At 66.5% G+C, this 18,639-nt stretch carries 13 protein-coding genes; 11 read left to right on the forward strand and 2 right to left on the reverse strand.

Annotated elements, in window-relative coordinates; genetic code table 11:
* Positions 1–42 precede the first annotated feature (42 nt).
* The 4 genes from AC1DN0_RS23160 to AC1DN0_RS23175 are packed head-to-tail and all read left to right on the forward strand — an operon-like array spanning position 43 to position 5,149.
* Entirely contained in the window at positions 43–1,611 is a 1,569-nt protein-coding gene (locus AC1DN0_RS23160) for a class I adenylate-forming enzyme family protein (RefSeq protein WP_477111806.1), read from the forward strand.
* The gene (locus AC1DN0_RS23165; protein WP_477111805.1) at positions 1,608–3,320 is read left to right on the forward strand and encodes an AMP-binding protein; all 1,713 of its coding nucleotides are present in this window, start codon (positions 1,608–1,610) and stop codon (positions 3,318–3,320) included. The genes AC1DN0_RS23160 and AC1DN0_RS23165 overlap by 4 nt, the downstream gene beginning before the upstream one ends.
* Positions 3,317–4,081: an SDR family NAD(P)-dependent oxidoreductase gene (locus AC1DN0_RS23170; protein ID WP_441629555.1), complete on the forward strand. Its 765-nt coding sequence runs from the start codon at positions 3,317–3,319 to the stop codon at positions 4,079–4,081. Before AC1DN0_RS23165 ends, AC1DN0_RS23170 begins: the two co-directional genes overlap by 4 nt.
* Before the next feature lie 57 nt (positions 4,082–4,138).
* Positions 4,139–5,149, forward strand: coding sequence for a Bug family tripartite tricarboxylate transporter substrate binding protein (locus tag AC1DN0_RS23175; protein WP_477111804.1), 1,011 nt, complete (start codon positions 4,139–4,141; stop codon positions 5,147–5,149).
* A 258-nt stretch (positions 5,150–5,407) separates the two neighbouring features.
* Here the strand turns inward: AC1DN0_RS23175 and AC1DN0_RS23180 are convergent, their stop codons facing one another.
* Positions 5,408–6,547 (reverse strand): acyl-CoA dehydrogenase family protein, encoded by a 1,140-nt coding sequence (locus AC1DN0_RS23180; RefSeq protein WP_441629553.1) that lies wholly within the window; start codon positions 6,545–6,547, stop codon positions 5,408–5,410.
* 72 nt (positions 6,548–6,619) lie between these two features.
* Entirely contained in the window at positions 6,620–7,390 is a 771-nt protein-coding gene (locus AC1DN0_RS23185; protein ID WP_477103718.1) for an enoyl-CoA hydratase/isomerase family protein, read from the reverse strand.
* A gap of 271 nt (positions 7,391–7,661) precedes the next feature.
* Between AC1DN0_RS23185 and AC1DN0_RS23190 the strand changes: the two genes are divergently transcribed.
* The 7 genes from AC1DN0_RS23190 to AC1DN0_RS23220 all read left to right on the forward strand — a co-directional run bounded on the left by AC1DN0_RS23190 (position 7,662) and on the right by AC1DN0_RS23220 (position 18,635).
* Entirely contained in the window at positions 7,662–11,486 is a 3,825-nt protein-coding gene (locus AC1DN0_RS23190; RefSeq protein WP_477111803.1) for a LuxR C-terminal-related transcriptional regulator, read from the forward strand.
* Between the two features lie 355 nt (positions 11,487–11,841).
* Positions 11,842–12,819, forward strand: coding sequence for a Bug family tripartite tricarboxylate transporter substrate binding protein (locus AC1DN0_RS23195; RefSeq protein ID WP_477146035.1), 978 nt, complete (start codon positions 11,842–11,844; stop codon positions 12,817–12,819).
* A 35-nt stretch (positions 12,820–12,854) separates the two neighbouring features.
* Positions 12,855–13,634, forward strand: a complete 780-nt coding sequence (locus tag AC1DN0_RS23200) for an AMP-binding protein (RefSeq protein WP_477111802.1) — start codon at positions 12,855–12,857, stop codon at positions 13,632–13,634.
* A gap of 90 nt (positions 13,635–13,724) precedes the next feature.
* Positions 13,725–15,185 (forward strand): 3-oxoacyl-[acyl-carrier-protein] synthase III C-terminal domain-containing protein, encoded by a 1,461-nt coding sequence (locus AC1DN0_RS23205; protein WP_477111801.1) that lies wholly within the window; start codon positions 13,725–13,727, stop codon positions 15,183–15,185.
* 14 nt (positions 15,186–15,199) lie between these two features.
* Positions 15,200–16,402, forward strand: coding sequence for an acetyl-CoA acetyltransferase (locus tag AC1DN0_RS23210; protein ID WP_477146036.1), 1,203 nt, complete (start codon positions 15,200–15,202; stop codon positions 16,400–16,402).
* A 45-nt stretch (positions 16,403–16,447) separates the two neighbouring features.
* Entirely contained in the window at positions 16,448–17,359 is a 912-nt protein-coding gene (locus tag AC1DN0_RS23215) for an SDR family NAD(P)-dependent oxidoreductase (protein ID WP_477103716.1), read from the forward strand.
* Positions 17,360–17,486: 127 nt separating this feature from the next.
* Complete coding sequence (locus AC1DN0_RS23220) at positions 17,487–18,635, forward strand: porin (RefSeq protein WP_477146037.1); 1,149 nt, start codon at positions 17,487–17,489, stop codon at positions 18,633–18,635.
* Positions 18,636–18,639: the final 4 nt, after the last annotated feature.

Raw genomic sequence — 18,639 nt, forward strand, 5'->3', positions numbered from 1 at the left:
GTTACGCCAGGCATGCGCCACCTTTGCATGACGGAGACAAGAATGAAGATGAACTTCGCCCGCTTGACCGGGCAACTGGCGATGCTCCATCGCGACCGCGAGGCGCTGGTCAACATCGAGCGTAGCCGGCGTTTCACCCACGCGGCGCTGCATCGCTACACCAATCGTGTCGTCAACATGATGCGCGAGCGGCTGTCGCTGCGCCGTGGCGACATTTACATGTGCATCCTCGAAAACGACAACCTGTCGCTGCTGCACGCCTGGACCGCGCTCAAGGGCGAGGCCGCCGTCGCCTGGACCAACTACCGCGATTCCATCGACGAGCACCGCTGGCAGATCGATTTCATCCGTCCCAAGGTCGTATTCCTTGAGAACGCGCTGCTCGACCGCTACTTCGACATGCTGCGCGAGCGCGGCATCCAGGTAGTCTGCATGGACCCGCCCGCAACCGCGCGCGACGGCCTGTCCTGCTTCGGCGACCTGCTCGAAGGCGTCGAGGATACGGATCCCGGCATCGAAAGCGACACCACCAGCGACATCCTGGTGTACCGCTTCACCGGCGGCACCACCGGCAAGAGCAAGTGCGCGCAGTACACCATGGACAACTGGCTCTCCAACCGCGATTCGTTCTATGCGGTGGACGAGCACTGGCTGGACGCCGGCACCCGTTACATGCATATGGCACCGATCAGCCACGGCTCGGGCATGGGCATGCTGCCCACGCTGTTCCGCGGCGGCTGCACGGTCACGCAGAACATGCCCGACCTGGACCAGTGGTGCCGCAATGTCGAAACCGAGAAGATCACCATCGGCATGATGGTGCCCACCCTGCTCTACCGCCTGCTGGACATGGCGCAGGCGTCGGCCTACGACCTGTCCAGCCTGAGCACCCTCTTCTATGGCGCGGCGCCGATGAGCCCGGTCAAATTGCGGCAGCTGCAGCAGCGCTTCGGCAATATCTTCGTGCAGGTATACGGCTCCACCGAGTGCATCCAGCGCGTGAGCGCGCTGACCAAGGCCGACCACGCCACCGCCACGGACGAACGGCTGGGCTCCGCGGGCCGCGTGATAGCGGGCACCGAACTGCTGGTGGCCGACGAAGCGGGCAAGGAACTCCCACCGGGCCAGACCGGCGAAATCTGGCTGCGGGGCCGCGGGATCATTCCGGGATACTTCAACAATCCGGAGGGAACGGCGGCCGAATTCGAGGACGGCTTCTGGAAATCCGGCGACCTCGGCTATGTCGATGAAGACGGCTTCCTGTTCATCGTGGACCGCAAGAAGGACATGATCATTACCGGCGGCTTCAACGTCTACGCCATCGAAGTCGAAGCCGCGCTGAATTCGCATCCTGCGGTTGCCATCTCGGCCGTGGTGGGCATTCCGCATGAGCAATGGGGCGAGGCCGTGCATGCCGAGGTCGTGCTCAAGCAAAGCGCCGAGGTCAGCGAGGCGGTGCTTATCGAGCACGTCAAGAGCAGCATTGGCAGGTTCAAGGCACCCAAGGCGATCACCTTCGTCGCCGAGTTGCCGGTCAGCGTCGTCGGCAAGGTACAGCGCAGGCAGGTGCGGGAGAAGTACTGGAAAGGCCACACGCGGCGGGTAGCTTGACGTTGGGAAGGCGTAAAGAGAATGTCGCCTTTGCATTTCACTCTTTGAGGGTCTCCCGTCTCATGCACGTTCCCCCCCATCTCACCATCGCGGGCGTGGTGCGCGACCACGCGAAGCACGATCCCGATCGGGTTGCGTTGACCTTCGAGGGCGCATCGGTACGCCCGGATCAGGTCCGGACTTACGGCGATCTGTGGCGTAACGGGCAGGCAATGGCCCATGGTTTGCATTCGATGGGCTACCGCCGGGGCGATATCATCGCCACGCTGATGGCCAACCATGCCGAGGTCGTCGAACTGTTGATCGCTTCGGCGATCCTGGGGACGATAGTCGTCCCCATTGATCCAAGAACCCGTGGCGAAAAGCTTCGCTTCATGATCCGCGATTCGGCAGCCTGTGCCCTGGTCATGGCGGACTATGCCCTGCCTCAGATTGCAGAGATCCCGTGCGCGCTGCCTGACCTCAGGCACGTGTTCGTACTGGCTACGGACGAAGGGCCAGAGCCATCTGCGTGGCCGGCGTCGGCACTCGGCATGGACGCCCTGCGCCTGCCTTGCCAGGATGAGTTGCCGCATGACGGGACAGAACCAGACAGCGCCATGGAGATCCTCTTCACCTCCGGCACCACCGGCGATCCCAAGGGGATTGTGCTGACCCATCGCCGCTACTGCACGTCAGCKAAGACGGTGCTGGAACGGTTCGGCTACACCGGCACGGATACGCTCTATTCCGGACTGTCGCTGACCCACGGCAACGCCCAGACCGTGACGCTGGGAGCGGCACTGTGCGGCGGCTTGCACGCAGTGTTCTCCCGCCGCTTCACCAAATCGCGCCTGTGGGACATTGCCCGGCAATACGGTTGCACCACCCTCACGTTATTGGGTGGCATGCCGGCGGCGCTGTACGCGGAGCCGCCAAGGCCCGGCGATCGCAATCACCGCGTGCGCCTGGTCATCTCGGCGGGCATGCCGGCAGCGCTGTGGCGCCCGTTCGAGCAACGCTTCGGCGCACGGATCCTGGAATTCTACGGCCAGGCGGAGGGCGGCATGGCTTTCAACCCGGTGGACGCTGGCCCGGTCGGGAGCATCGGCAGACCGAGTCCCAACTTCATCCACCGCATCGTCGACGAGCAAGGACACGATGTACCGGCCGGCGCGTCAGGCGAGCTGCTGCTTCGGCACGCCGACGGCCAGCCTTATCGGGTCGACTACGTGAACCACCCCGAGGCGTCCGCGGTCAAGTGCGCGGATGGCTGGTTGCACACGGGCGACATGGTGCATGAGGATGCGCAGGGCTGGTTGTTCTTTGATCACCGCAAGGGGAACGGCATCCGGCGCAACGGAGATTTCATCAATACGGCATTCGTGGAAAAGGCCATCGCGGAATCCGGACTGGTCGACGACGTCTATGTCTATGGTGTCAAAGCCGCCTCCGGGGCACCGGGCGAAAAGGATGTCGTCGCGGCCGTGGTACCGGCTCGCGGCAAGGCCTTCAACGTGGACGACCTGTTTGCCAGTTGCCGCGCGCGTCTCGAGACGAATTTCGTGCCGTCCTTTGTACAGGTGCTGGAACAGATCCCGAAGACCGCATCGGAGAAGCCGCAGGACCGCGTCCTGATCGAGGCGTTGAAGAATCACCCCCAACAGGTGCACAAGCATCGGCCCGCCGGGCAGTCACCCGATCAACAGGACATGGTGCAAAGGCAATGAAGATTGCGGCATTGTCTGCTGTCGTTACCGGAGGCGCGTCGGGGCTTGGCCTCGCGTGCGCCCGCGAGCTGGTCAGCCGGGGCGTTGCCGTGGTGATAGCCGACCTGTCCGAATCCCATGGCATTGCCGCGGCGGCCGAACTGGGGCCATTGGCGCGCTTTGTCAGGGCGGACGTTTGCGATGCCGCGCAGATGTTGCACGCCTGCGATACGGCCGCCTCGCTCGGCGCCCTGCGTGTGCTGATCCATTGCGCAGGCGCGGGAGGTCCGGTGCGCGTGGTCGAAAGGGATGGCAGTGCGGGCTCGCTGGAGAAGTACGAGTCGATCGTTCGCACCAACCTGGTGGGTACCTTCAATGCGCTGAGGCTGGCAGCGGCGCGCATGGCCCTGAATGAGCCCGTCGATGGCGAACGCGGCGTATGCGTGCTCACGGCATCGGTCGCGGCGTACGAAGGCCAGATCGGCCAGGCGCCGTATGCCTCGGCCAAAGCCGGCGTGGTCGGCATGACGCTGGTGGCGGCGCGCGACCTCGCGCACAGGCTGATCCGCGTCTGCACCATCGCCCCCGGCGTGTTCGACACACCGCTCTTTGCCAAGGCGCCGGAGCATGTACGCTCCGCGCTCGCCGCGTCGGTGCCGCATCCCGCGCGGCTCGGCATGCCTGAGGAATTTGCCGCCACCGCGATGCACATCATCGAGAACGCGATGCTCAATGGCGAGACCATTCGGCTGGATGGCGCCATCCGGATGTCGGCCCGCTGATGCCCCAACACGCGCACAGCTTTCATCACGCATGACAACAACGCACGAGGAGAACGCATGGACACCCTGGTTTCACGGACCCGAAGACGCATCATGGGCTTCGCCGCCGGCGGCGCGCTACTGACCCTGGCGTCGCCAGCAAGGGCGCAGGCGCAGAAGTATCCAGAGCGGTATATCAAGATCGTCTCGATCACGAGCCCAGGCACGGTACTCGACGACTACAGCCGCCAGCTGGCCAAATACCTTGGCGAGGCGCTTGGGCAGAGCGTGGTGGTCGAGAACCGCCCCGGAGCCAACATGATCATCGCTACCGATTACGTGGCAAAGGCCGCCCCGGACGGCTACACCCTGCTGCTTGCCGCGTCCAGCGCGATGTCCGCCAATCCCTTCCTGTTCAAGCGCCTGCCCTACGACCCGGTGAAGGACTTCGTGCCGCTGGCTCGCGTCTCTTCGCTTTCGCTGGCGTTGCTTGTGCCCGGTACCTCGCCCTTCAAGACCGTCGCCGACCTGGTTGCCGCGGGGCGTGCGAGGCCGGGCTCGCTCAACTGCGCCACCGTCAGCACGGGCTATCGGGTCATGGTGTCGGCCTTCAATGAGGCGGCAGGAATCAAATCGGTCAATGTTCCCTATAAGTCCGCCGCCGGCCTTTTGCCCGATCTGATCAGCGGCGTCGTGGACTATAGCGTCGTCGAGGCTTCCTACATCCTGCCGCACCTGCAGTCCGGCAAACTGCGCGCGCTTGCCATGCTGAGCGCCAAGCGGCTGCCGCAAGCGCCAGGCGTTCCGACCCTGGCGGAAACCGGCATGCAGGACGCCGCGATGGCCGATGCCATTTCAAGGATCAGCTGGGTCGGGCTGTTCGCGCCGGCGGGCACGCCAGCGCCGATTGTCAGCAATCTGGAACGGCTGATCCTGGCATTCGCTACCTCGCCGATCGCCATGGCTCATCACGCCGCCCATGGCACCATGCCGAACCCTGGAACCAGCGCCGAACTGGGCAAGACGGTCATTTCCGATCAGGCCATCTGGAAACGCATGATCGCAGTCTCGGGCCTGCAGCCCGAGTGATTCCAAGACGTGGCGCGGTGCGGCCACCTCCGGGCCACCTTTCATCGATCACGTGCTGCGGGGGGATGACCAGTTCCGTGCGCGATGCCATGGCATCGACCTGGGCCTCTCCGTGCCGGTCCATGATCCGGATAGCCCCACGTTCGGCGTTACCGAAGCGCTGGTTGCCTTCTGCGCCGAGGACGGCATAGCCGTCGGATGAACGCCCAACGAAAAAAGGCGGCGCCCCCCAGCGCCGGCCTTCCTCGCCTCCCCCTCTCAGAACGCCGAAATCCCCGTCAGCCGGCGCGAGATGAACAAGCGCTGGATCTCCGTGGTGCCATCGGGAATCGGGATGATGATGGCTTCGCGCAGATAGCGCTCTACGTTGAACTCCTTGGTGATGCCGTTGCCGCCGTGCAGCTGGACGGCGTCGCGACACACCTGGACCGCGGCTTCGGTCGCGAATGCCTTGGCCATGGAAGCCTCCAGGTCACAACGCACGCCGGCATCCATCATGCCAAACACGCGCATGCACATCAGGCGGGCGGCGTCGAGCATCATCGCCATGTCCGCGATCTTGGCCGCGATCAGCTGATGGCCGGCGATGATCTTGCCGAACTGCTTGCGCTCCTTGGCATAGGCGATCGATTCTTCGAGCGCTGCTCGCATGATGCCGACCGACAGCATGCCGACATGGCCGCGAGCGTGCTCGAACATCTTCATGGTGTTTTTCAGGCCCGCGCCTTCGTCGTCGATCAGGTTGGTGGCGGGCACGCGTGCATCGGTGATGAAGATCTGCGCGGTGGATTGCGAGTTCAGCCCGATCTTCTGGATATTGCGCGCCTCGTAGCCATGCGCCTCGCGGTCGATCACGATGTGCGAGAGCCCGTTCTCGCCGCGCACGGTGCAGATCAGGAAGTCGGAGTAAAAGCCGTTTGTGATCCAGGTCTTCTCACCGTTGATGATGAAGTGGTCCCCGTCGCGCACCGCGCGGGTCTTGATCTCGGCTACGTTGGAGCCGACGTCCGGCTCGCTGATACCGGCGCAGCCGAACAGCTTGCCTGCCAGGATGCCCGGCAGGTAGCGGTCGCGAATCTCCGGTTTTGCCGACAGCAGGCGCCGGGCGATGCCGTTGTTGATCATCACGGTCAGCGCGATATCGCACGAACAGGCAACCAGTTCCTCGAACAGCATGCAATGCGTGGTGAACGACAAGCCCATGCCGCCATGCTCGACGGGGAGCGTGCAGCCGGGCAAGCCGAACTGCGCGATCTTCTGGGTCAGCTCGCGCATGGTTTCCTTGGGGATGAAGCGGTCGCGATACTCCTTGACGACGGGCTTGATCTCGGCCTGCAGGAACTTGCGGAAGCTCTCGACCGCCAGGGTCTGGTCTTCGGTGGGAAGTTGATATGTCATGGTCGATACTCTTGGCTTTAGGTTTGGCGCGGCGGCGAAGCCGGCAATGCATTCGGGATTGGCGCGATGCGATCAATAGCCCCGGAACTGAGGCTCGCGCTTCTCGGCAAAGGCGCGCAGGCCTTCCTGGATGTCGTACGAGCGCTTGTGATCGCGCAGCTCCAGCACCTCCTGGCGCAGCGCATCCGCCGTGGTCTTGTCGGTGGCCTGTGCCGCCACGCGCTTCATTCGCGCAAGCACCAGCGGGCTCTTCCGGGCCAGCTTGTCGCCCAGCGCCTGCGCGCGATCGCACAGTTCGGCATCGGCAAGGACTTCGTTGACCAGGCCATAGCCCTTCATCTCGGCCGCGCTCAGCGAGTCACCGGTAAACAGCAGGTAGCGGGCCACGTTGTCCGGCACCTTGCGCGGCAGGATCGCCGCACCGCCGCCGCCGGGAAACACGCCATAGTTCGAGTGCGCATCACCCAGCCGAGCGCTTTCGGCAGCCAGGACGATGTCGCAGGCCAGCACCACTTCCAGCCCGCCGGCCAGCGCCAGGCCGTTGACTGCCGCGATCACGGGCTTGGGAAATGCACGCAGCGTGTCGAAAAAAGCCACGATGATGTCGAGTGAGTCCTTTTCGCCAGGTGCGGGCGGCGCCGCGCCTTGCTTGAGGTCGGCCCCGGCGCAGAAGGCGCGCCCGGTACCCGTGAGCACCGCGACGCGCACGGCGGGATCGTCGCGCCAGGCCTGCAACTGCGCCGTCATACCCTCGACCATCTCGCGGGTCAGGCTGTTCAGCTTGTCGGGACGGGTCAAGGTCAGCCAGCCAACCGAGCCGACCACTGCTTGCGAAAAACTCATGTGTGTCTCCAGGAATATGTACGGGTATCCGTCTCGATGTCGATGTCGATGTCGATGTGGATGTGGATGTGGATGTTGATCTTTCGGCAGGATCAATCTAATCGTCCGCCCCGCCCCTGGCACTACTCGTTCGGGGTGGGCCGGACGGAGGCACCCGGCCGCCTCGCCGGTTCCGCGGCTATCATGGTTACGGAGAGTTGCACGCAAAACGGAAGTTATGTTCTACTGCGCTTCGATTTTCGGAACGCGGCAAGCCCGATGGAGTGCGTGAATGCGAGTAGCCCCTGACATTGTTCTCACCGACGCCGAGCGCGCCGCACTGGAACAATTGCGGGATGCCGACGGCGGCGCCACCCGCCTTGCACAGCGCGCACACATGGTGCTGCTGGCCGCGGCGGGCATGCAGAACAAGGACATCGCCGAACGGCTCGGCGTGGGCCGCGTGCAGGTTTCGCGCTGGCGCGAGCGCTATGCGAAGCTGCGGCTCGCGGGCATCGAGGCCAGCCTTCCGCGCGGCGCGCCCCCGGTAAAGGTCGACATCGCGCGGCTGGTAGCGCTGACCACCCAGGGCCGGCCGGATTCACCCGCCCCCTGGAGCACCCGCAAGCTGGCCGAACAGCTGGGGGTGAGTGCCGCAAGCATCTCGCGGCACTGGCGGGCGGCCGGCCTGGCGCCGCCCGCCGCGCAGAAACCCGGCGTCGCCGCCGACCTCGGCCTGGCCGGCGAGCCTCTGGAAATCGTTGGCCTGTATATGGCACCGTCCGAACATGCCCTGGCGATCCATGCCGGCGGCGAGACCATGCCAGCACCGGCCGAAGAGGCCGCGCACAGCGGCCGGCCTGTCAGCGCCGCGCGCTTGCTGGCCGCGCTCAAGGGGATGCAGGAGGACATGCAGCCCCCGGCGCGGACCCAGACGGCAATGCAGACGCGGCAGCGCGAAACCGAGTGGCTTGCCTTCCTGCGCAAGCTCGAGCGCAGCACGCCGGCCGGCGCGCGCCTTCACCTGATCGCCGACAACTACGCGACGCATCAGCACGCGGCCGTGCTGAAGTGGCTGGCACGGCACCCTCGTATCGAAGCCCACTTCGCGCCGAACCCTGCATCATGGCTGCGGATGCTGCAGCGCTTTTTCCGCGCAACCGCCGCGCAACCGCGGCGGCCCGGAGTGCCCTCCATGCCGCTATTGCTGGAGGCAATCGACGCGCGCCTTCCGCGCGGCGACGGCAGGCCGTATATCTGGATGCCCGAGCAGGAGCTCACGCCGGCCGCGGCTTTCGCGCAGGCCTTAAGTTCCGGTGACGACGCAACACATCTCGCAGATTCCGCGGAGCAGGAACACGCCTCACGGAGCCATTCGACAGCAGAAGCCACGGACATGCCAGCATCGGGCAGCGCCGTGGAGGCCATTGCCAGCACCAAGGTGATGCCGCCCCGCGTGGCCCGCAACCTGATTCCGCGCGAGGCATTGATGGCGCGTCTGCAGGAAGCGCGGCGCCAGCGCTGCGTCGTCGTCCAGGGCCAGGCCGGCAGTGGCAAGACCAGTACCCTGCTGGCCTGGCGCAGGTCGCTGCTGGCGCTGGACTACGACGTCACCTGGCTTTCCCTGGCGGTGGAGGACAACGAACCGGGCCGCTTCTTCGATTGCCTGCTGGCCAGCATCGGCGAAGTGGATCCCGCCATTGTGCGGGAAACCGCCTTGCTGATCGGGCGCGACACTGACGCTGCCGCCATCGAGCATTGGGTCATCAGCCTGGTGCAGGGCCTTGCCCGGTATCGACGCGAAATCGTGGTGATGCTCGACGACCTGCACCATATCGACGACGCGCGTATCTACCAGGCGCTGCAGTGGCTGCTGGACTATGTGCCCGCGCATGTGCACCTGGCGCTCAGCTCCCGCAGCGCGTTGCCGCTCTCGCTGGAGCGCTTGCGCTCGCAAGGCAAGCTCACCGAGGTCGACATGCGCGACCTTCGCTTTACCGCCGACGAATCGGAGCAATTCCTGTGCGAACGCCTGGGGGGCATCCGCAAGCGCGACGCCGCCGCCCTGCACGCGCTCACCGACGGCTGGGTTGCGGGCCTGCAGCTGTTTGCCGTGGACCTGCGGGCTCGGGGCGGCGGCACCTACCCGCTCGTCCAGGTGCGCGACGCGCGAACATTCGCCAGCTATTTCGAGCAGGAAGTGCTGGTGCGCCTGGCGCCCGACGACCTGGACATGCTGACGCGCATGGCCGTTTGCAACCGCATCTGCGCCCCACTGTGCGCCAGCGTGCTGGGACAGCCTCAATACGCCGCACAGATGGAGGGCCGGCTGGCGCGGCTGGAGAACGATAACCTGTTCATCACGCAGATCGGCAGCCACGACCGGGAAACCTGGTATCGCCTGCATCCGCTGCTGCGAGAGGTCTTGCTGACGCGCGTGGCAGGGTGGTCCGACGATGCGCGACGCGCGCTCCACGTGGACGCATGGCACTGGTTTGGCGAGCGCGGACATATCGACGATGCCGTGCGCCACGCCGTGCTCGCGGGCGACGCGGGCGCGGCCGCCGCCATGGTGGAGACCTGCGCCTACGAGCTGCTGTCCGGGGGCGAGCTCGGCCAGCTGGCCAGCCTGCTGCGCCGGCTGCCGGCCGAGCAGGTGCAGGCGCGCTTCGGCATTCTTGTCGCCTCGGCTTACCTGCAGTTGTACACGCGGAAGTTCGACGCCTTGCGGGAAAGCCTGGCACGGATGGAATCGCAGCACGCCATGCTTGACGCTGGCCAGCGCTACGCCATCACCCTGCTGCGCTGCGGCCTGGCGCTGCAGCAGGACGATACCGATACGGTGTACGCCCTGCTCGAGGCCGTGCGCGACATTCCTCGCGATGCCAGCGATTTTGCCTGGACCGGCCGCAGCAACATCCTGGCGTGGGCTTACGTCTACCGTGGCCAGTACGATCGCGCGCGGGCGGTGCTCGATGACACCGGCGAGCGCCCCGGCGCGCCGCGCAGCCGCCTGCTGGGCCGCTGCATCAGCGCCATGAGCCTGACGCTGGAAGGTAGCATCGTCCCGGCCGAGCGGATCGTGCGCGAGGTGCTGCGCGAGGCCGACGAGCGCGGCGCCCCCTATGCGGGCCTGTCGTGCATGGCCGCCGGGCTGCTTGCGGATACGCTATACGAGCTGAACGATTTCGAGGGGGCGCTGCGGCTGCTGGAGCCGCGCATTGACGTGCTGGAGCGCGTCTCGCTGCCCGACACCGTGATGCGCGCGCTGCTGGTGCTGTCGGAGGCGCAATGGCTGACGGGCCGCCGCGCGGAGGCGGGTACCTGCCTGGACCGGCTCGAGACCTATGCCGTGCGTTTCGGGCTGGACAGGCTGCTGGTGAGCGCGCTCGGGCTGCGCTTGCGGCACCACCTGGACCAGGGCCAGATGGTGCAGGCCGGTGCCGTGCTGCAACGTCTCGAGGCGCTTGGCGCCCGCCACGCCGGAAAATCCCTGCGCGTCACCTACGGCGTGGAGCGCGCCCGCATCGAGATGTGCCTCTACGTCCATGATTTCGCCGGCGCCGTGGCCCGCATAGAGCCCTATATCCGCGCCTGCGAGCAACGTGGCCAGCAGGTGCGGGTCGCCACATTGTGGCTGCAATTGGGCATCGCCCGGCAGCAGCTCGGCAACGCGCAGGCGGCGCTGCCGCACTTGCGCCAGGCACTGCGGATCGGCCACCGGCTCGGCCTGGTGCGCACCCTGCTCGATGTTTCCAGCGACCTGCCCCGGGTTCTGGGCGCGCTCCTCGACACGCAAGCGCTGGATCCCGTGCTGACCTTCTATGCGCAGCGCCTGCAATCGGCCGCCGCCGCCGCGCCCCACGATGCTGGCCCCCGCAAGGGCATGCCGGCCTCAGCCTCGCAAGCACTCAGCGAGCGCGAGCACGAGATACTGAGCCTGGTTGCGCAAGCCATGCCGAACAAGAAGATCGCGCTGGTGCTGAACCTGTCGCCGGAGACGGTGAAGTGGCATCTGAAGAACATCTACGCCAAGCTCGGCGTGACCGGGCGTGGCGGTGCCGCCGCGCGCCTGCGCGACCTGGCCGGCACACAACCACCCGCGCAGCGCACATAAGCGCCAGGCCGGCGGCCCGCGGTTGCGGGATCCGCGCGTCTCACGCGCGGCCGGCAGCACATCAGCTGTGAATCCGCGACACCATCCCTGACGCACGGCAAGCCTGCCGGCGTCGTGCAAACCTGGCCGCCTTGCCGTTTCATACGAAACACCCTCGCCACCCGAACGGCGCCCCGCACGCGCCGCCCCCCCGGCCCGGGGAGTGCCCTCCCCCCCTGGCACGGCAATCATTCAGCCAACACGAGAACACGGTGACTCCGCCGAAAGAGTCGTCCCCGCCATGCTGGATACGGGAACCGGTTCCGGCGCTGCCCGCAGCGCCTATCCACAAAACAACGAATGACAGGAGACCCGCATGACCCCCTTCACCTCACTCGCCCGTCGACGCATCGCGGCATTCTGCTCCCTGCTGGCACTGGCTGTCCCGRCCACCGCGCAGCACTACCCCGAGCGGATGGTGCGGGTGGTGTCCGTCTCCAGCGCAGGCACCGGCGCTGACGCCTATACGCGCCTGCTGGCGAAGTACCTGGCAGAGAAGCTCGGGCAGAGCTTCGTGGTGGACAACCGCCCCGGCGCCAACATGATCATGGCCGGCGAGTTCGTGGCCAAGGCAGCGCCGGATGGCTACACGCTGTTGCTGGCCACCTCCGGCACCATGGCGGCCAACCCGAACCTGTTCAAGCACCTGCCCTACGATGCCCGCAAGGATTTCGCGCCCATCGCGCGCTTGTCGATGCTGCCGGTGGCCATCGTGGTGCCCGCCAGCTCGCCCTATCACAACGTGGCCGAACTGATAGCCGGCGCGCGCGCCAAGCCCGGCAAGTTGAACTACGGCACGGCCAGCGCGCCCTCCCAGGTCGCCGTCGCCGCCTTCAACGAGGCCGCCGGCATCAAGGCGGTCAACGTCCCATACAAGGGCATGGCCAACATGATGACCGACCTCATGGGCGGCACCATGGACTACGGCCTTACCGATATCGCGTCCGCGGTGCCGCAAGTCCAGGCCCGCAAGCTGCGCGCGCTGGCGGTCATGAGCCCGAGCCGCATGGCCCTGTTGCCCGACACGCCCACCCTGGCCGAAGCCGGCGTGCAGGGCGTGCAGATGGTGAGCTGGACCGGCCTGTTTGCGCCGGCCGGCACGCCGCAGCCGATCATCGACAAGCTGGCGCGCCTGAGCCTCGAATTCGTCAGCTCGCCGGAAGCCAAGACCCACTATGCGGAGCGCGGCAGCCTGGCCTTCCCGGCCACCGGTCCCGAGCTTGGCAAGAGCGTCGTCGAGGACCAGAAGATGTGGAAGCGGTTGATCAACCTCGCCGGCATCCAGCCCGAGTGATCACGGGATCCGGCCCGATGACTCTGGCGAACGACATGTCCGTCCTCTCCTGCTTCCCCGCGGCATCGTCCGCCGGCGCCGAAGATGCGTCCGGCGCGCGGGACTGCCACCTCTTCGGATACCTCGAGGCCCGCGCGCAGCGCGACCACGACAGCTGCGCGATTGCATACCAGGGCCAACGCATCACCTATGGCGACCTGCACCGCGCCGCCCTGTGCCTGGCCGGCTATCTGCAGCAGCACCTTGCGGTGCGGCGCGGCGACCCCGTGCTGCTGGCGATGCGGGACGGCCCGCAGCTCGCGGTCGCCTGGTATGCCGTATTGCGCTGCGATGCCGTGGTCGTGGCGATGAACCCGGCCATGACGCCGGTGGCCATGGCCCGCTGCGCCAGCGATACCGGCGCGCGGGTTGCCATCGCCGCGCAGGAAGCCCGGGCCGCCGTGACGACCCTGCTCGGCGAGGGCGGACTGCGTGGCTGCATTGTCGCCGCGTGCCCGGCGCCGTCCGGCCTTTCCGGCAGCGCGCACGGCAAGGCGCCCGGCAAGGCTCGGCCTGCCGTCGTGCACGATTTCGCGGATGCATTGGCCGCAGGTATCGGGCCGGTGCCCATGGTGGCGAGCGGACCGGACCCGGCCGTGCTGCTGCATGCGCCGGATGGCCCGGGCCAGCCCGGCGCCACGACCCTCAGCCATCGGGGCTTCGCGCGCATGGCGGACCGTGCCATGCCCGCCTCGCCAGGCGGCATGGCCAGCCTCGCTTCGCTGCACCAGGCAGTCGTGCGGGGCGACACGCTCTTGCTGCCATTTGCCCGCTGATTTGCCAGCTTACTTGCAGCTAACGCCAGACCACAGGAATTGCGACCCTCAACGGGACTCACCAAGCGCCGCAACCACAGCACCGACATCATGACCAAGACGACGACACCTTACGGAATCACCGGATACGGCGGTTATGTGCCCCGCCTGCGCATGCAGCGCGCCGCCATCGCCGCGGCTCACCGCTGGATGGCGCCCGGCAATGCCGCGCTGGCCAAAGGCCACCGCGCTTTCTGCAACTGGGACGAGGACAGCGTGACCATGGCGGTGGAAGCCGCGCGCGACGCGCTGGACCACCGCCCTCGCCACGACTTTTCCGCGCTCGCGCTGGCCACCACGCGGCCCGCCTTCGGCGACCTGCAAAGCGCCAGCATCGTGGCGGGCGCGCTCGACCTGCCGGCCAATGTCCGCACGCAGGACGTCGGCCTGTCGCAGCGCGCCGGGGTGTCCGGCTTGCTGGCGCAGCTGCGCGCCGCGGACGGCAAGGCGCTGTTCGTCGCGAGCGACAACCCTGCCGGCAAGCCTGCCAGCACGCAAGAGCTGACCTATGGCGCCGGCGCCGCGGCGTTCACGCTGGGCAGCGAGGACATCCTGGCCAGCCTGATTGGCAGCGCCAGCTGCACCAACCTGTTCGTGGACCACTTCCGCGCCGCCGACGGGAAGTACGACTACTACTGGGAGGAGCGCTGGATCCGCGACGAGGGCTACGGCAAGGTCGTGCCGGGCACCGTGGCCCAGGCACTGGCCGACGCCAACGTCGCGCCCGCGGGCGTCAGCCATTTCATCCTGGCATCGGCCCTGAAGGGTGCTGCCGCGATGGTGGCCAAGCGTTGCGGCTTCGCGCCTGAAGCCGTCAGCGCACACCTGGACGAGCATTGTGGCTATGCCGGCGCGGCGCACGCCTGCCTGATGCTGGCCGATGTGCTGGAGCGCGCGCAGCCAGGCCAGGTGATCGTGGTCGCCGGCTTCGGCCAGGGCTGCGACGTGCTGGTGCTGCGCGTGACCGAAGCCATTCTCGGATTCAGGCCGCGCCGCGGCGTGGCCTGCGCCATCGCCGACGGCCAGATCCACGACGCCTACCTGCGCATGCTGTCGTATGGCGGCGCCATCGACCTGGAATGGGGCATGCGCGCCGAGAAGCCGGTCAAGACCGCCTTCACCGAGCAGTACCGCTGCGCGCACCAGCTCGCCAGCTTTGTCGCCGGCAAGTGCCCTCATTGCGGCACGCTGCAGTTCCCGCAGCTGGCCTATTGCGTCAAGGCAGGTTGCAACGCGCCGGCGGCCGGATTCACACGCGCGCACCTGTACGACGTGCCGGCCAAGGTGTTGACCAGTACCGCGGACTGGCTGTCCTATCACCCCTCGCCGCCCCTCTACGTCGGCTTTGTGCAGTTCGACAACGATGCGCGGGTACTGATGGAAATCGTCGATGTCGGGCCGCAGGGACTGGACGTCGGCACACCGCTGCGGATGGCGTTCCGCATCAAGGACGTCGACAAGGCGCGCAACTATCCGCGCTATTTCTGGAAAGCCACGCCGGTGTCGGCATAAGGGGAATCAACATCATGGCAAACRGTATCAAGGACAAGGTCGCCATCATCGGCATGGGCTGCTCGCGCTTCGGCGAGCGCTGGGACGTGGGTACCCACGAGCTGCTGGCCGAGGCCTTCGACGAAGCGCTGCTCGATGCCGGCATCGGGCGCAAGGAAATCGAGGCAGCTTGGTTCGGCTCCTGCCTGGACGCGGTGAACATCGGCAACTCCGCCATTCCCGCTTCGCTGGCGCTGCGGCTCGACGGCATTCCGTTCACCCGCACCGAGAACATGTGTGCCACGGGCACCGAGGCCCTGCGGGGCGCGGCCTACGCTGTTGCCTCCGGCGCCGTCGATATCGCCCTGGCGATCGGCGCGGAGAAGCTGAAGGACACCGGCTATGGCGGCCTGCCGTTCTCGTACAAGGGCACCATGAACGACCTGTGGCTGCCGCTGGGATCGGCGCCCGCGGGCTTCGCGCAGCTGGCCGACGGCTATCGCACAAAGCATGGCATTTCAAAGGAAGACCTGAAGCGCGCGCTGGCACGGGTTTCCTGGAAAAGCCACCAGAACGGCGCGCTCAGCCCGAAGGCGCACCTGCGCAAGCCGGTGTCGATGGAGCAGATCCTGGCCGCGCCGATGATCGCCGACCCGCTCGGCCTGTTCGACTGCTGCGGCGTCAGCGACGGCGCGGCGGCAGCCATCGTCACCACGCCGGAGATCGCCCGCGCGCTCGGCCGCAAGGACATGGTCACCATCAAGGCGATCCAGCTCAGCATCAGCTCGGGCATCGAGTCCACCACCAACGCCTGGGATGGCAGCCACGTACGCAATACCCGCATGGCCACCCAGCGCGCCTACGCGGAAGCCGGCATCACCGATCCGCGCAAGCAGTTGTCGCTGATTGAAGTGCACGACTGCTTCTCGATCACCGAGCTGGTCACGATGGAAGACCTGTTCATCTCCGAACCGGGCCGCGCAGTGCACGACGTGCTCGACGGCTTCTACGACCGCGATGGCAACGGCGTGCCGTGCCAGGTCGATGGCGGCCTGAAATGCTTCGGCCATCCGATCGCGGCCTCCGGCCTGCGCATGGCCTACGAAATCTACAACCAGCTGCAAGACCGGGCCGGCGAGCGCCAGCTCGCCAATCCCACCACGGGCCTGACGCACAACCTGGGCGGCGTGCCTTACCAGGGCATTGCGGCGGTGAGCATCCTGGGCCTGAACCATTAAAGCCGGCCAGTCCATTTCTTGTTCGTTTTTGGAGGAGTTTCAACCATGAGTTTGCTTCAAGGGAAAGTCATCATCGTCACCGGCGCCGGTGCGGGCGTCGGTCGCGGCATCGCTCTGGAGGCGGCGCGCCAGGGTGCCCGCGTGATCGTCAACGATCTCGGCGTCAACATGGACGGCTCCGGCGGCAGCGCCGGCCCGGCCCAGGAGACCGTCGACCTGATCAAGGCAGCAGGCGGCGAGGCCAGCGCCAACACCGACAGCGTGGCGGAATGGAGCTCGGCGCAGAAGATTGCCCAGCAGGCACTCGACCTGTACGGGCGCGTCGATGCCGTGGTCAACAATGCCGGCAACCTGCGCGACGTCATCTTCCACAAGATGAGCGAGGAAGAATTCGACGCGGTGGTACGCGTGCACCTCAAGGGCAGCTGGAACGTGTCGCGCGCGGTGGCGCCGCACTTCAAGGCGCAGGAAGGCGGCGCCTTCGTGCACATGACCTCGACATCGGGCCTGATCGGCAACTTCGGCCAGGCCAACTACGCCGCCGCCAAGCTGGGCATCGTCGGCCTGTCCAAGTCCATCGCCGTGGATATGCAGAAGTTCAATGTCCGCTCGAACTGCATCGCGCCGTTCGCCTTCACGCGCATGGTCGGCAGCATCCCGACCAACACGCCGGAGGCCGCGGAACGCATGAAGATCAACATGACGCTGGAAGCCGGCAAGATCGCGCCGTTCACGCTGGCGCTGCTGAGCAACCAGGGCAAGCAGATCACCGGGCAGGTCTTTGGCGTGCGCAACAACGAAATCTACCTGTTCTCGCAACCGCGCCCGATCCGCACCGCGCATGCCAGCGAAGGCTGGACCGTGCAGTCGTGCATCGAGCGCGCCATTCCCATGCTGCAGGGTTCCTTCTATCCGCTGGAACTGTCGCGTGACGTTTTTCCGTGGGATCCGGTCTGACCCCCATTGAGCGCCGGCCGCGATGCGGGTGCACCGTGTTGCAGCCGGCATCGGCATGCAGTGATCCAGAGCCCGACCCAAACCAGCGTCAGGCGCGGTGAATAAAAAAATGGAAATGGAGACATTCATGAAGCTGACCAAACACATGCAGTGCGCCCGGGTTGCCCTGCTGGCAGCCGGCGCGGCGCTTGCCGGAACGGCAAGCGCGCAGTCCGTGACCCTCTACGGCCTGATCGATACCAACATCGAGTACGTCAACAACCAGTCGAGCACCGGTGCGACCATACCGGCGGGCCCGGCGGCGCATCGCGTCGCCATGCTGACCGGCGGCATCGGCGGGTCGCGCTGGGGCTTGCGCGGCGTGGAGGATCTCGGCAACGGGCTCAAGGGCGTATTTGTGCTGGAAAGCGGCTTCAGTTCGGATGACGGCAAGATGGCCAACAGCGGCCGGCTGTTCGGACGGCAGGCCTACGTCGGCTTCGACAGCCCGTATGGCAAATTGACCTTCGGCCGCCAGTACACCTCCATCTTCGACGTACTGGCCAACTACCAGGCCGGCTTCTACCAGCCTCAGTACGAGCCGGTGGTGGCGTACCTGGGCCGGTACTACCGGGAGGACAACGTCGTCAAGTACGGCGCCAACTTCGGTCCGCTTGAAGTCGCCGCGCACTGGTCGTTTGGCGTCGATACCACCGTGCCCGCAACGGCAGGCGAAGTGCCGGGGAATTTCCGTTCGGGTGCTGCCTATGGCGCGGCGGCAAGCTACGCGGCCGGCGCGTTCGGCGTCGGCGTCGCCTACGATGAGGTCGACGCCGCCACGACGGCCGGCGGCCCCCCGGGCAAGGYGAAACGCGCCGCGGTGGCGGGCAAATATGCGTCAGGCCCGGTGCGCCTGGTGGCGGGCTACCGCTGGGGCCGCAGCCAGAATCCGGCGGGCGTCGAGACCCTGCGCGACAACTACTACTGGGTCGGCGGCACCTACGCCTTCACGCCGCAACTTGAATCCACGCTAGCCTATTACTACGACGACGTGCGGCAGGTCACCAATCCGGTGAACGGGGCCATGCTCGGCGACATCAAGAACCCGTGGCAGGTGATGTTCACGACGAAGTACTTCTTCACCAAGCGCACCAGCCTGTATCTCGCCACCGCCTACTCGAAGAACGCCGGCCTGAATTTCGACACCTCGGTGGGCGGCCTGGGCACCGGCTACTACCTCGGCGCCGGCAAGAACAGCCAGTTCGCCGTCACCCTCGGGATGCGGCACATCTTCTGACGAC

The sequence above is a fragment of the Cupriavidus sp. 05N39 genome (assembly GCF_056397325.1).